General features: G+C 61.9%; 14 protein-coding genes and 1 pseudogene. 11 read left to right on the top strand and 4 right to left on the bottom strand.

Annotated elements, in window-relative coordinates; genetic code table 11:
* The first annotated feature begins 8 nt into the window (after positions 1–8).
* From ABH922_RS20675 to ABH922_RS20655, 5 genes are all read left to right on the top strand, one after another.
* A complete protein-coding gene (locus ABH922_RS20675) occupies positions 9–830 on the top strand; it encodes an SDR family oxidoreductase (RefSeq protein WP_424808694.1) in 822 nt (273 codons plus the stop codon).
* A complete protein-coding gene (locus ABH922_RS20670) occupies positions 827–1,630 on the top strand; it encodes an enoyl-CoA hydratase-related protein (RefSeq protein WP_424808693.1) in 804 nt (267 codons plus the stop codon). Before ABH922_RS20675 ends, ABH922_RS20670 begins: the two co-directional genes overlap by 4 nt.
* Positions 1,617–2,837: an acyl-CoA dehydrogenase family protein gene (locus ABH922_RS20665; RefSeq protein WP_424808692.1), complete on the top strand. Its 1,221-nt coding sequence runs from the start codon at positions 1,617–1,619 to the stop codon at positions 2,835–2,837. Before ABH922_RS20670 ends, ABH922_RS20665 begins: the two co-directional genes overlap by 14 nt.
* A 117-nt stretch (positions 2,838–2,954) precedes the next feature.
* Complete coding sequence (gene fabG / locus ABH922_RS20660; protein WP_424808691.1) at positions 2,955–3,713, top strand: 3-oxoacyl-ACP reductase FabG; 759 nt, start codon at positions 2,955–2,957, stop codon at positions 3,711–3,713.
* A 133-nt stretch (positions 3,714–3,846) separates the two neighbouring features.
* On the top strand, positions 3,847–4,830 hold the full coding sequence (locus ABH922_RS20655) for an NADPH:quinone oxidoreductase family protein (protein ID WP_424808690.1): 984 nt from the start codon (positions 3,847–3,849) through the stop codon (positions 4,828–4,830).
* A gap of 386 nt (positions 4,831–5,216) precedes the next feature.
* On the opposite strand, the gene ABH922_RS20650 is transcribed toward ABH922_RS20655, so the two are convergent.
* Entirely contained in the window at positions 5,217–5,705 is a 489-nt protein-coding gene (locus ABH922_RS20650; RefSeq protein WP_424808689.1) for a PASTA domain-containing protein, read from the bottom strand.
* 227 nt (positions 5,706–5,932) lie between these two features.
* On the opposite strand from ABH922_RS20650, the gene ABH922_RS20645 reads away from it, so the two are divergent.
* From ABH922_RS20645 to ABH922_RS20630, 4 genes and pseudogenes are all read left to right on the top strand, one after another.
* Complete coding sequence (locus ABH922_RS20645) at positions 5,933–6,637, top strand: type 1 glutamine amidotransferase (protein ID WP_424808688.1); 705 nt, start codon at positions 5,933–5,935, stop codon at positions 6,635–6,637.
* 17 nt (positions 6,638–6,654) lie between these two features.
* Positions 6,655–7,919 (top strand): annotated as a pseudogene (locus tag ABH922_RS20640) (LuxR C-terminal-related transcriptional regulator).
* A gap of 131 nt (positions 7,920–8,050) precedes the next feature.
* The gene (locus tag ABH922_RS20635; protein ID WP_424808687.1) at positions 8,051–9,139 is read left to right on the top strand and encodes an S-(hydroxymethyl)mycothiol dehydrogenase; all 1,089 of its coding nucleotides are present in this window, start codon (positions 8,051–8,053) and stop codon (positions 9,137–9,139) included.
* On the top strand, positions 9,136–9,762 hold the full coding sequence (locus ABH922_RS20630; RefSeq protein ID WP_424808686.1) for an MBL fold metallo-hydrolase: 627 nt from the start codon (positions 9,136–9,138) through the stop codon (positions 9,760–9,762). Before ABH922_RS20635 ends, ABH922_RS20630 begins: the two co-directional genes overlap by 4 nt.
* Before the next feature lie 73 nt (positions 9,763–9,835).
* Here the strand turns inward: ABH922_RS20630 and ABH922_RS20625 are convergent, their stop codons facing one another.
* Complete coding sequence (locus tag ABH922_RS20625) at positions 9,836–10,522, bottom strand: dienelactone hydrolase family protein (RefSeq protein WP_424808685.1); 687 nt, start codon at positions 10,520–10,522, stop codon at positions 9,836–9,838.
* A 113-nt stretch (positions 10,523–10,635) separates the two neighbouring features.
* Between ABH922_RS20625 and ABH922_RS20620 the strand changes: the two genes are divergently transcribed.
* Together ABH922_RS20620 and ABH922_RS20615 are read left to right on the top strand one after the other, a co-directional pair.
* On the top strand, positions 10,636–11,487 hold the full coding sequence (locus tag ABH922_RS20620) for an AraC family transcriptional regulator (RefSeq protein ID WP_424808684.1): 852 nt from the start codon (positions 10,636–10,638) through the stop codon (positions 11,485–11,487).
* 97 nt (positions 11,488–11,584) lie between these two features.
* Positions 11,585–12,562 (top strand): ABC transporter substrate-binding protein, encoded by a 978-nt coding sequence (locus tag ABH922_RS20615; RefSeq protein WP_424808683.1) that lies wholly within the window; start codon positions 11,585–11,587, stop codon positions 12,560–12,562.
* Between the two features lie 58 nt (positions 12,563–12,620).
* On the opposite strand, the gene ABH922_RS20610 is transcribed toward ABH922_RS20615, so the two are convergent.
* Together ABH922_RS20610 and ABH922_RS20605 are read right to left on the bottom strand one after the other, a co-directional pair.
* Positions 12,621–13,568, bottom strand: a complete 948-nt coding sequence (locus ABH922_RS20610; RefSeq protein ID WP_424808682.1) for a nuclear transport factor 2 family protein — start codon at positions 13,566–13,568, stop codon at positions 12,621–12,623.
* Positions 13,569–13,579: 11 nt separating this feature from the next.
* Positions 13,580–14,221 (bottom strand): NAD(P)-dependent oxidoreductase, encoded by a 642-nt coding sequence (locus ABH922_RS20605; RefSeq protein ID WP_424808681.1) that lies wholly within the window; start codon positions 14,219–14,221, stop codon positions 13,580–13,582.
* Between the last annotated feature and the right edge of the window lie 126 nt (positions 14,222–14,347).

The following is a 14,347-nucleotide window of genomic DNA, read 5'->3' as shown; positions in this document are numbered from 1 at the left end:
AATCTGTTGTGAAGGTTGCCCAGAAGGTTGCAGTTGTCACCGGCGGTGGTGGTGGGATCGGCGGCGCGTTGGCCCAGCGGTTGGCTCGAGAAGGTGCGCGCGTCGTGGTTGCGGATCTCGATCCGGGCACCGCGGCGGAAGTTGCAGGCGCGATCAACGCCGAGCATCCGGGAGCAGCAGTCTCGGCAGGTGGTGACGTCGCCGACGAAACCGTTATCGCGGGTCTCATCGCACAGGCGGAGGCGGCTTTCGGGCCGGTAGATCTGTACTTCGCCAACGCCGGTATCTCCGGCGGTTCCGGACTGGACATCAGCGAAGACCTCTGGGATGCAACTATCGACGTCAACCTTCGAGCGCACATTCGCGCTGCCAAACTCCTGGTTCCGGGTTGGATCCAGCGCGGTGAGGGCTACTTCGTGAGTACTGCGTCTGCTGCCGGTCTGCTCAGCCAGGTGGGTTCGGCGGCCTACTCGGTGACCAAGCATGCTGCAGTGGGGTTCGCCGAGTGGCTGTCCATCACGTACGGCGATCAAGGCGTCCATGTCAGCTGTTTGTGCCCGATGGGCATCAACACCAAACTTCTCTACGAAGGCGAGAACTCCGGGGATCCGGTGGGTAAGGCGGCCACCGGTGCCGTCCTGGCCGCAGGCAAGGTACTCGAGCCTGCCGAGTGCGCCGAAATCGTCCTTGCTGCAATCGATGTCGAAGAATTTCTGATCCTGCCGCACACGAGTGTCCTGGACATGTACCGTCAGAAAGGCGCCGACTACGACCGGTGGCTGCGTGGAATGCGCCGTTTCCAGGCGTCGCTGCTCGCGGGAGAGAGATGACAGCAGATCCGGTACTCGTCGACCGTCGTGGAGCGGTACTGGTTGTGACATTCAATCGCCCGGACGTGCTCAACGCGTGGACCAATGAACTCGAAGACCAGTACTTCGACCACCTTGCCGCAGCTGACGACGACCCGAATATTCGAGCAGTGGTGATCACCGGAGCGGGCCGAGGATTCTGTTCGGGAGCGGACTTGGGCGCATTGGCAAACGCGGGGGGCTTCACCGAAGCGGACCTTGTGCGTCCGCGTGATCGCGATTTCCCGGTAAGCCTGCGTAAGCCATTGATCGGCGCGATAAACGGTGTTGCAGCCGGGCTCGGATTCGTGGAAGCGCTCTTCTGTGACGTACGTTTCGGTTCACCTGCCACACGATTCACCACTGCTTTCGCTCGTCGAGGGCTGATCGCGGAGTACGGAATATCCTGGATCCTGCCGCGCGTGGTCGGTCACAGTCGTGCTGCTGATCTGTTGCTCTCCAGCCGCATGGTCGATGCGGACGAGGCTCATCGGATCGGTTTGATCGACCATCTCGTCGCTGAGGGCAGTGTGCTGGATGCGGCAGTGGCGTATGCGCAGGACATCGCCGTCCACTGTTCCCCGACATCGCTTGCCGTCGTCAAATCCCAGCTGAGCGCCGATGCATCTTCCACATTCCCGGAGGCGGCCCGGCGAGCGGAATCGTTGATGCTGGAGGCGTTTCGCCGGCCGGATGTCGGCGAAGGCATTTCCAGCCATCTCGAACGTCGAGCTCCGAATTTTCCATCTCTTTCCGTCAGGAGTCCACATGTCAATCTTTGAGTTCTCGGATCGCACCAAGAAATATCAGACAGAACTGCTCGATTTCATGGACGAACACGTCTATCCCGCGGAAGCGGTGTACGAACAGCAGATGCGTGAGTCCGGAAATCCGCATTTCCAGCCTCCGATCATCGAAGAGTTGAAGAAGGAAGCGAAAGCGCGCGGGTTGTGGAATCTCTTCCATCCGCATCCGGAATGGGGGCCCGGTTTGACGAACCTCGAGTATGCGCCGCTCGCCGAGATTCTGGGCCGCAGCCATCTCGCGTCGGAAGCCACCAATTGTTCGGCCCCGGATACGGGGAACATGGAGGTGCTCACACTCTTCGGCACGGACGAGCACAAGGAGAAGTACCTCCAGCCACTCCTCGACGGAACAATTCGTTCGGCTTTTGCGATGACCGAACCCGAGGTTGCCAGCTCCGATGCCACCAACATTCAACTTCGGATGGACCGCGACGGTGACGACTACGTATTGAACGGTCGTAAATGGTTCGCATCCAATGCGTTACATCAGAACTGTAAGGTACTGATCGTCATGGGCAAGACCGACTTCGATGCGGCCACGCACCGGCAGCAATCGATGATGGTTGTTCCCATCGACGCTCCCGGGGTTACCATTGTGCGGAATCTTCCGGTATTCGGATACCAGGACCGAGAAGGCCATGGTGAGATCACGTTCGAGGATGTTCGAGTTCCGGCCAAAGACGTCCTCGCCGGCGAGGGCGAAGGGTTCGCCATCAGTCAGGCGAGACTCGGCCCCGGCCGCATCCACCACTGCATGCGCGCCATCGGGATGGCAGAGCGAGCGCTGGAACTCATGTGCCGGCGAGCGTCCACACGTACTACTTTCGGTAAACCGGTGAGCGAGAACGCCAACATCCAGGACTGGATAGCCGAGGCACGCATCGACATCGAGATGGTTCGACTCCTCACTCTCAAAGCCGCGCACATGATGGACACGGTGGGCAACAAAGAAGCACGAACAGAAATCGCGGCCATCAAGGTTGCCGCGCCGAATATCGCGCTGAAGATCATCGACCGCGCCATCCAGGTTCACGGCGGCGGCGGCGTCACCGACGACTTCCCGTTGGCGATGGCCTACGCCCACATGCGCACCCTCCGGTTGGCGGACGGCCCGGACGAGGTGCACAAGCGTGCGATCGCCAGGCAGGAACTGCGTAAGTATCGTGAGGTGAAGGCGGGCTGACCACTTTGCTGTGCGCCTTTGTCAACCGCCGGCGGTTGACAAAGGCGCACAGCAGAAATCGAACGGGGTCTGGTCAGGCGCCGGGTACCGGTCAAGTCACGACAAATTGGAGGTCAGATGAGTCAGGAACGTAGAACAGCGATTGTCACCGGCGCCGCCCGTGGAATCGGTGCGGCGGTGGCAAAACGGTTGTCCGACGACGGTTTTGCCGTTGCCGTACTCGATCTGGACGAGATCGCCTGTGCGAGCACCGTCGACGCGATCAAGGCAGCGGGTGGTGAAGCGCTGGCTGTCGGCGCAGATGTGTCCGACGAGGTATCGGTGGCGGCGGCGGTCGAACGGGTAGCTGCAGAGCTGGGTGCGCCGACTGTGCTGATCAACAACGCCGGTATCACTCGCGACAACTTGCTTTTCAAGATGAGTGTCGGAGAATGGGATTCGGTGATGAACGTTCATCTCCGCGGCGCGTTCCTGATGTCTCGTGCCGTGCAGAAGTACATGGTGGAAGCCAAGTTCGGCCGCATCGTGAATTTGTCGAGCACGTCGGCTCTCGGTAACCGGGGCCAGGTCAACTACTCCGCAGCCAAGGCGGGCATGCAAGGCTTCACCAAGACCTTGGCATTCGAACTGGGCAAGTTCGGCGTCACCGCCAATGCGATTGCGCCTGGATTCATCGAAACCGAGATGACGGCCGCGACCGCTGAGCGTGTGGGAGTCGGATTCGAAGAGTTCAAAGCGGCAGCTGCGTCTCAGATTCCGGTCAACCGAGTCGGTCAGCCGGAAGATATCGCACACACCGCGTCCTTCTTCGTCAGCGACGGTGCGGGGTTTGTTTCCGGCCAGGTCGTCTACGTTGCAGGCGGGCCAAAGGACTGAATTCGATCCGCCTGGTGTTCCTGATCGGTATCCCGAAGATCGGGAGTCGTCATAGCTCGAGGCGAAGCGACGGAACTCGTGGACCGTCGGATCCCGTCATGAATGTCACCTACCACCTCTCTGGAGAAGAATTGTGAAGGCTTGGCGCGTCAACGAACTCGGCGAACCCCGAGATGTTCTCACCCTCGAAGAAGTTGCGGAGCCCACTGCCAAGGCAAACGAACTGCTCGTCAAAGTGCTGGCAACGCCTGCCAATTTTCCCGACGTGCTCATGTGTCGCGGTGAATACCAGATCAAGCCGCCGCTTCCGTTCACACCGGGCGTCGAACTGTGTGGGGAAGTTGTCGCGGTGGGTGAATCAGTGAGCAGATTCGCAGTCGGAGACCGTGTGATCGGCAATCCGAGTCTGCCAGACGGAGGCTTCGCGGAATACTCGATACTGGATCAGAACAACACTTTTCCGGCACCGGCCGCTCTGGACGATGCCGAAGCATCAGCCCTGAGTATCGGGTATCAGACGGCATGGTTCGCTCTGCATCGCCGGACCCAATTGCTCGAGGGAGAGACCCTGCTCGTCCACGCGGCGGCCGGCGGAGTGGGTAGTGCTGCCGTACAGCTCGGCAAGGCAGCAGGTGCCAAGGTCATCGGTGTCGTCGGTGGTCCGGACAAGGTGGAGTACGCACGAAGGCTAGGTGCGGACCTGGTGATCGACCGACACAGTGAGGACATCATCGCTGCGGTCAAGGACTTCACCGGCGGCAAGGGCGCAAACGTGGTCTTCGACCCGGTCGGCGGGGACGCATACGCCAAGTCCACCAAGTGCATAGCCTTCGAGGGGCGGATCGTGGTCATCGGCTTCGCCGGTGGCACTGTGCCGCAGCCTGCTCTCAATCATGCTCTCATCAAGAACTATTCGATCATCGGACTGCATTGGGGGTTGTACAAAGCATACAACCAGCAGGCGATCGACGACTGCCATGTCGAGCTCACCAGGCTCGCCGATGCGGGACTGGTCATGCCGTTGATAGGTGAGAGACTGGCATTGTCCGACGTCTCGGACGGAGTCGGTCGACTCGGGGACGGCAGTACCGTCGGCCGCGTCGTCTTCCAACCCTGAACATCCGCTGTGCGCCTTTGTTAACCGCGGACGATTAATGAAGGCGCACAGCGTGAGGGGTGGATTCAGCCATTGACGAGCGGATCGTGTCCAGCGTCGTTCACGAGAGTCTGGTGCTCGCGGAGTCAGGGCGCTACCGTTCGCCCTGGTCGTCGCAAGCCTCTTCTGGGTTGTTCCCTGATCGGGCTCGCCTTAGGAGTTGCGGTAGTGGACGGCCCGGATCTCCGGCCGAAGGTTCGCCTTCTGAACGAGGTGTCGGAGATTCTCGAGGAGAGAGGAATTGCGGCGTCCACCAGGATCGAAGGATGGGACCTGAAAATTCTGGATTGTGCGCCTGACGCGGAAGTGTCGTAGTGACCTGATCGCCGTGCGTCGACACGCCGGTGTCAGCAGGGGTTCGGCTCGCCGATCTTCACCGCGGACAACACGGCATCGCCCTCACCGAACGGAGTTCCGGGAGAGGGATTCTGGGCGACGACCACCCAATTCGAGTCGACAACCTGACGCCTTCCGGCTCCAGTCGCATCCTTGCTTCTGGAGTAGAACACACCGGCATCCTGGATTTTATTCTGGGCTGCTTGAAGATTCATGCACACCACGTTCGGCATGAGCGCGGCTGCGGGTGCGGGTGCTGCGGGTGGTGGAGCACCCGTGGTGCTGGCCTCGGGTGTGATGACAACCGGCTCAGGAGTGGTCGTGGCCGGGGCGGCGCTCGACGTGGTGATCGGCGGTCTACTCGACGTGGTGGTCGCCTCGGTAGCACTCGTGCCGGACTCTCCGCCACATGCGGCCAGGACGGTCATCGCGAACGCGGCCACCGCGATCCTGGCGACAGTGCTGTGCAGGCGGCGGGCGCAGGGTAGAGGTGTGCGCATAGATGATCCTTCGTCGAGTGGTGGGATGAGACTCATGCAGCGAATACGTCGCATGCTTCGGAGTTCTGGAAGAGCATAAATCGAGAAGATCAACTATTTGGCGAATCGAGTAAATAATCCTAATGGTTGGATTGTCTCGGTCTCGGGTGGTGCCGGAGCGTTTGAATCCGCCTCACATCCATCGGAAAACTATGCTTCACGAATCCGAACGGGAGGTCTGCCGAACGATGAACATCCTGGAGCTTCGTCACGCGCAATGCGAGCCCCCGGCCGCGTATTCTCCGGTGCTCGAACGCTACGGCACAGTGCGTACGGTCCTCATGGGTACCGATCCGCTGCCGGAACGTCGGGGCTTCGATGCCGTGATCGTGATGGGCGGGCCCATGGGTGTCGGAGATCGAGGCACGGTGCCGTGGCTGAGCGACGAGATCGACTTCATTCGCGGCTTGGTGGCGGCCAGGATCCCGGTGTGGGGTGTGTGTCTCGGCTCCCAACTGCTGGCTGCCGCACTCGGTGCTCGCGTCTACACCGGTGAGGTGCCGGAAGTGGGTGTTGAAGACATCGTTCTCACCGCCGAGGGGCGAGGAGATCCGGTGTGGGGAACGCTGCCCGCGATTTTCCCTGCGATGCGATGGCACTCCGATACCTTCGAGATTCCGGATGGTGCGCTGCGGCTGGCAGGTTCGGCCAAGTACCCGAACCAACTCTTCCGGTACGAGAACAGTTACGGGGTGCAATTCCACCTGGAAGCGTCGACGGATGTGGCTCGGGAGTGGATGGAACTCGACGAATACCGCCGATCACTGCACGAGTCGTTGGGCGTCGACGGCCCGAAGATCTTCGCGGAACAACTCGGCGACGTGGAAGAACAGTCGCTCCGTATCGCCGTCGTGGTCATGGAGAAATGGCTGCAGTCGGTGTCGGCACTGTAGATGGCTATCGTGGATTCGTGAGTACCACCGTGAACGCTCCGAACCTGATCATCGCGCTGCGCGAGGTGTTGGTGGGTTCGCTGCCCGAAATCGGGCGACGGTTTTCCGATCTCGTCGCCGACATGGTTCCGCACACCGCGCTGGTGATCTTCACTCGCGAATGCACCGGGCGTCCGCGCAAAGTTGCCGGCGATCCGACCGTCGTCGACCGAGTGACCATCGCCGAGCTGGACCGGATACGCACGGATCTTGTTGTCGGACAGATATTTCGTGGAAAATCGATGCTCGCGGGCCGTGAACGGCCGCTGTACGCGATGCTCGACCGGGCGGACACACTGCTGGTGCTGACAGCCACCGAGAAGCCGGCCAGGGCCGGCGACCTCGAGTTGGTGAAGTCACTGTTCGCCGTCGTCGCCACGGGCATCCAGCTTCAGGTTCGCAATGCGAGCCCGGCGTACTTGGCCGAATCCAGGGCGGCGTCGTCCGAACGGGCCCGCACTGTGGCGGAGATGACCGAGGTGCATGCGGCGACACTCGAAACGATTCTGGCGACACTACGATCGCCGGACCTCGACGACACTCGTGCCCGGACGTCGGCGCGAGAGACCGCGTCGTCGGCGCTGATCGGTCTGCTACCGCCGTCGACGGGCATCGTGAGCTTGCCGAGGAGTCGACAACCACCGCGTTCGCCCGTATGAGGGGCGAGCTGAAATCGCTGCTCAAACACCGTGACATCGAATTGGAGCTGGTGGAACCGCCGGTCGGCGGCCGAGGACTGCCCGGTGAGGTGGCGCATGGCGCGCGGGCAGTGGTCCGAGGCGCGGTTCTGGCGATTTCCGAACAGCCGGGCTTGTCGCGCATTCGCATCGCGTGGCACTTGGACGCGGCCTCGCTGTCGATCGACATCAGAGACGACGGCGGTGGCGAGATCGACATCGACACTGTCGAGAATCAACTTCGGGCGCGGGTGGAAACCCTGGGCGGATCCCTCGAATCTGAATCCGTCCGGGGGTGGGGAAGTCGGCTCGGGGTGTGTATTCCACTGACGGCCCCGATGATCGTGCCCAATCGGGACGTACTCACCGAATTGGGTCCACGCGAGTTCGAAGTGCTCGAACATCTGGTGGCGGGCAGGCGCAACAAGGCGATCTCCGAGCGGCTCGGTGTCAGCGAGAGCACGGTCAAGTTCCACGTTGCCGGGGTACTGAAGAAACTGGGTGTGCAAAGTCGTGGTGCGGCGGCAGCAGTGGGTGCAGAAGCAGGCATCAAACCGGCCACGTAGTTCTTTCGGCCAGGTCTGCCCGTCATTTCGGCCAGGTTTTCGAGCCCGCGGGACGGGCTAACCTTCTAGGTAGTGCACATATCGCTATGTGCGCACACGTCCGAAAACACGCACGAGCCAGGAGCAGAACCATGCCACAACAGGTACGCGGCGTCATCGCCCGATCCAAAGGTGCCCCCGTCGAGATCGTTCCCATCACGATTCCCGATCCCGGCGCCAACGAGGTAGTGGTCGCCATTGCAGCGTGCGGTGTGTGCCATACCGACCTCACCTACCGCGACGGCGGGATCAACGACGAGTACCCGTTCCTGCTCGGCCACGAGGCGTCGGGCATCGTCGAGAGTATCGGAACGGGCGTGACGCACGTCGAGGTCGGCGACTTCGTGGTCCTCAACTGGCGTGCCGTGTGTGGCCAGTGTCGTGCGTGTAAGCGCGGTCGTCCGCAGTACTGTTTCGACACGTTCAACGCCGAGCAGAAGATGACCCTCGACGACGGGACCGAGCTGACGCCGGCACTGGGCATCGGTGCATTCGCCGACAAGACCCTCGTCCACGAAGGGCAGTGCACCAAGGTCGACGCCTCCGCCGATCCTGCTGTCGTCGGACTGCTCGGCTGCGGCGTCATGGCCGGTATGGGCGCTGCCATGAACACCGGCAACGTCGGTCGCGGTGACTCGGTGGCCGTGATCGGTTGCGGCGGCGTCGGCGACGCCGCGATCATGGGCTCGCGCCTGGCCGGTGCGGGTACCATCATCGCGATCGATCGTGATCGTCGAAAGTTGGAGTGGGCAACCGAACTTGGTGCCACACACACGATCAACGCCACCGAGGTCGACGACGTCGTGGAAGCCGTGCAGGAGTTGACCGGCGGTTTCGGTGCCGACGTGGTTGTCGACGCAGTCGGCCGTCCGGAGACGTGGAAGCAGGCCTTCTATGCCCGCGACCTCGCGGGAACCGTTGTTCTGGTCGGTGTTCCGACTCCGGACATGAAGCTCGAGATGCCGCTGATCGACTTCTTCTCGCGCGGCGGCGCACTCAAGTCGTCGTGGTACGGAGATTGCCTGCCCGAGCGCGACTTCCCCGTTCTGGTCGACCTGTATCAGCAGGGGCGTCTGCCGCTCGAGAAGTTCGTCAGCGAGCGCATCAAGCTCGACGAGGTGGAGAAGGCGTTCGAGACGATGCACCGCGGCGAGGTCCTCCGTTCGGTCGTGGTCCTGTGACGTTGCGTGTCGACCGCGTCATCACCTCGGGCACTTTCAGTCTCGACGGTGGTACGTGGGACGTCGACAACAACATCTGGTTGATCGGTGACGACCACGAAGTGGTGATCGTGGACGCAGCTCACACCGCGCAGCCGATCATCGACGCCGTCGGTGGACGGAAGGTTGTCGGAATTGTCTGTACGCACGGTCACAACGACCATGTGACCGTGGCACCGGAACTGGCTGAGCAGCTCGACGCTCCGATTTACCTGAACCCGGCAGACGATGTCCTGTGGGAGATGACTCATCCAGGGGTGAAGCATCTGAGCTTGGAAGACGAGCAGCGAATTGCCGTGGCGGGCACGGACGTCCTCGCGATTCACACTCCGGGTCATTCGCCGGGGTCGACGTGTCTCCATCTTCCGGAAGCGGCCGCGCTGTTCAGTGGCGACACCCTGTTTTCCGGTGGTCCCGGTGCCACGGGCCGTTCGTACTCCGATTTCCCGACGATCATCGGTTCCATTCGTGACAGGCTGTTCGCGCTTCCCGCCGAGACGACAGTTCATACCGGGCACGGCGACGGTACGACGATCGGTACCGAAGCGCCACATCTCGAAGAATGGATCCGCGCCGGATCCTGATACGACCGAGAGGTGGGGGCACCGACGCCGGTGTCCCCCACCGCCTCACGGGCCGCCGACGTCGACCGGGAAATCAGAGGGTTTCGGCGAAGAACTCCATGGTGCGCGTCCACGCGAGCGCGGCGGACTCGGGGGAGTAATGGCTGGTAGAAGTGTCGTTGTTGAACGCGTGACCGGCGTCGGCGTAGCGGTACACCGTGGCCAGATCGGAGGCCGTCGTCCGCAATTGCTCGACGCTGTCGGGTGGGATGCTCGAATCCAGGTCGCCGTAGTGTCCGATCCACGGAACCTGAAGGTGTGCAGCAAGTTCGATTCCAGAGGCGATTCCGTTCCACCTGGCCTCGGCCACCCCGCCGCCATAGTAGGTGACAGCAGAATCGACGAGCGGCACGGCGGCACACCAGAGCGAGGCAGTGCCGCCCATGCAGAATCCGAGGGAGCCGACCTGGTCCGCGCCCTCGGATCGGCTGTAGTCGACAGCGGCCCGTACGTCGTGGCCGATGCCGTCGCCGTCCAAAGCCATCAGCGCGTCCTTGGCTGACGGGAAATCCGTGAACGCGGTCTGCGACCCTCGGTGATAGAGGTGGGGCGCCACTGCCAGATATCCCGCGTCGGACAGTCGCTCGAGAACGGTCTCGATATGGCTGTTCACGCCCCAGGCTTCTTGGAGGACAACCACGGCGTGATGCTGCGCGCTTGGCGAATCCGGTCGACTGACTGTCAGCGGCACGTCATGTACGGTCGTGATGAAAGTTCCCATGAACTGACTGTAGGTGTACCGCATACCGACTGTAGTCGAGTATCACGGCGCGGGCAGGCGGTTAATGTGGTGCCCATGACCACGTCCAGTATCGAATCGGTGCCTGAGCAGCGGTGAGCGAGTATCCGCTCACCAGCCCCCTCGACGAGTTGTCCGAATGGCAACGGGTGGTGCGCCCGCTTCGTGTCAGCGCCGACGGGCATCTTCGACTTGCCACCAATCGGTTGGTCGTGGACGAGGACTACACCTGGTCGATGCACAGGCACAGCGATCACGAGTTGCTCTGGGCCATCGAGGGTGTGCTGGAACTCCGGACGCCGGGGACGGTCTACACCGTGCCGAGCGGCGTCAGCGTGTGGATCCCTTCGTTCATTCCACACGAGGTGACAGCGCGCAGTGGAACGGCGCTTTCGTGCACCTGGCTGGCATCGTCCGACGTCACCGGACTCGATCGAGTGGTCGCGCTGTCCACCCCACCTCTGCTCGAGCAGGTGCTCGATCATCTCACCCGCGACGACCTGACCGATGCCGCGCGCCGGCGCGCGGAAGCGTTCGCCATCGATTTGGTCGAGCCCGCACCGAAACTGATGTTCGAACTGCCGTTACCGAGCACGCCGTGGCTCAGAGGAATTGCCGACGCGCTGGTATCAGCGCCGGCAGACACTCGATCGGTAGCCGAGTGGGCCACCGGCGCTCGGGTCAGCACGCGAACACTTACCAGACGATTTCCTGCGGAGACCGGCTTGACCTTCTCCGAGTGGCGAATGCGTTCACGAGCCCATCATGCAATGCAATTGTTGGCGCAGGGACGCAGTATCTCCCATGTGGCGCGCCGGACGGGGTTCAGTTCCGAAAGCGCGTTCGGTGTCGCCTTCCGGCGCACCATGGGAGTGACACCCGGTGAGTTCGCAACTTTGGTGGAAGACTCCGATCCACGCGAATTGGCTGATCCGCTACAGGGATAGGCCGAACTGCGACTGTGATCGACCCGATCAGACTTGTATCTACCTGCACAGTCAACTTAGGGTTGGCTAAACAATCGGATTTGGTAGGAGTTTCTGCGTGCCCGCTTCACGTTCAAGGTCATTCTCGTACTTCCTGCGGGCAGCATCCGCAGTGGCGGTGGCAGTCATGCTGGCGGCTTGCTCGTCCTCGACAGCCGATTCGGAGTCGGCCGATACCCGTACCGTGCCATCGGCCTACGGAGACGTTCAGGTTCCGGTGACGCCTGAGCGTGTCGTCGCGGTCTCCTACGACACGCCGTGGCAGCTGATGTCGTTGGACGTCAAGCCGGTAGGTGTTCAGGACTACGGCAAGTGGGTGAGTGAATTCACCTCTGCGCAGCAGGAATTCGTCAAGGGGATACCCACGGTCGGTCCGTTTGGCGAGATCAACTTCGAAGCTGTCGCATCGGCCGACCCCGACGTCATCGTCGGCGACGCGTACGAGATCGACAAGGAGTCCTTCGACCGGCTTTCCGCAATCGCCCCCACCGTCATCGTCCAAGGTCACAGTCGCGGTGACTGGAAGTCCGTCGCCACCCAGATCGCCGACGCTGTCGGGAAGTCGGACGTTCTCGAAAAGTCCAGCACCACTTACGATCAGAACCTGGACCGACTTCGCAGTCAGTACTCTCAGGTTATTGCCGACAACACATGGATTCACATCTCGCTCGGTGACGCGCCGGGATCGTTCTCCGTGCAGCAACCCACCGGCGCCGTCGGAAACCTCGTCGTGAACGAACTGGGGCTGTCCTACGGTGCGGGAGTGCCGACCGACTACAGCGACGGGGGTTATCAGTCCTACCCGATGGAACAGTTGGCCGACATCATGAACGGTGTCAGCGTCGTGCTGTATCCCTTGAACGCGGACGGGTCGACTAGCGCTGCGGTACAGACGATTCTCGACGACAATCTCTTCACCCGGTTGCCTGCTGCTCAGGCCGGGCGGGTGTTCGGTCTCCAGGGCAGCAGTACCGACTTCGTCACCGCCGACGCGTGGCTGAACGACGTCGAAACCACGGTATTGAGCAAGCTCTGACGGCGTACCTCGGGGTGATGCGCACGACTGCGGTGCGCACCACCCCAGCTTCGAGCCGTCAGCGGCCGTTGTCCCACACGGTGTTACCGCTTGCCGTGGTTGCCGGGAAATCCTGGACTGCGTCCCAGTGTTCGACGATCTTGCCGTTCTGGTCGAAGCGGAAGATGTCCATCGACCCACTACCGGCCGTCCCGTCGCCGGAAGACGAGAACGTCTGCAGCAAGACGAAGTCTCCCTCGGCGATGGTACGAGGAAACTTTGCGGCTTTGTCTCCGGCGGCCGGTTGCAGTCCGGACAGGGCTTGCACAAAAGCCTCTTTTCCGTCACCGAACGACGGATTGTGCTGCGTATAAGTATCGCCGATGTACCTGTCGGCTGCCTCCGCTGCCTTGCCCTCGTTGAATGCGAGCTGTAGGAACTCCACGGCGTTGGTCGAGTTGCGGTCCAACACGTCCGCAGAGCGGGGCTCCGACGTCGTGGGCCCGTCGAACATCGTGTTGGGATTTGCCGATGTCGCCGGCACCGCCTGCGTTGTATCCCAGTGCTCGACGATCTTCCCGTTCCGAAGTCGGAAGATGTCGAACGTGGCCCCGTCGGGACTGTCGGGTGCTCCGGTGGACCTGGTTTGCAAGCCCACCAGGTCGTCCTGAGCGAAGACCCGCACCACCTCGACGTGTGTGTCCGGCGCCGCGCTGAGAGCACCTCCCACTACCTCGACGAACGCAGCAGCTCCGTCGGCGACACCTGGATTGTGTTGTATATAGGTATCGCCGATGAACTGGTCGGCGGCTTGCTGGAATTGCCGCTCGTTGAATGCGAGTTCGTAAAAGTCGGTGACTACCTTCTTGTTTGCCGCCAACTGGTCCTGTCCTGAGGACGGTGTTGGCGCCACTGTCGGCGACGCGGTGCTCGAGTTGCTCGTGCTTGCCGGGTCGTCATTGCTCGAGCATCCGGCGAGCAGTATCGCCGCCACGGCCGGAACCGCAATCCAGGTGATCTTCTTCATGATCCCGACCGTCATCGCTGCGCGACGGTGAAGCGCCGGCGGCTGTGTTCGGGAGTGTCGATCTCGTCGACGAAGGCGTGCGCGAAGTCCTCCCCGGAGATAGCAGAGTTTCCCGCAGCGTCGGTCAAGAGTACGTCGCCGCCCACCTGGAACGATCCGGTGGCGGCAACACCTGCGTGCGCACCGAAAGACGCGGCCGGGCTCACATAGAACCAGTCGACTTTGTCGTCGGTGGCGCTCAGCGCATCGAGGACGGCCGCATGGGCCAGCGCCTCACCTTTGAACGCGTCCGGAAAATCGGGTGTGTCGACCACCCGTGGACCTCCATCGGTGACCAGCAGGCTTCCGGCGCCGCCGACCACACCGATGCGCGTTCCGTTCCTCGCCGCAGCATCCGAGAGCGGTGTGACTGCCTCGATGAGTTGCTTACCGTCGATCTCGCGGGCCGGAATGGCAACCACCACCACGTCATTGGCGGCTGTGATCTTCTCGATCGTATCTGCGTCGTGGATCGAACCCTGCACGAGCCGGCTGCCGTCGGAATCCGTTACGCTTCGGGCCACAACGGTGACGTCGTGGCCTCGGGATTCGGCTTCTTTGGAGATGGCGCTACCCGCGAAGCCGTTTCCACCGAATACTGCGATCTTGGACATGAACTGCCTCTCCCTCGAGTGTGTTGATCCGACGTAGGTAAATTTAACCCTCGAGAACCCGATGGTCTCGGTGATATGAAGGCAATTTATTGTAAGTATCAGACATCTATGTCATGAGCGGAGGCG

It is taken from the genome of Rhodococcus sp. 27YEA15 (assembly GCF_049739425.1).
GTDB lineage: Bacteria > Actinomycetota > Actinomycetes > Mycobacteriales > Mycobacteriaceae > Rhodococcus_F.
The sequence above is the reverse complement of the archived record's forward strand: the minus strand, read 5'-3'. Positions and strand labels throughout refer to the sequence as shown.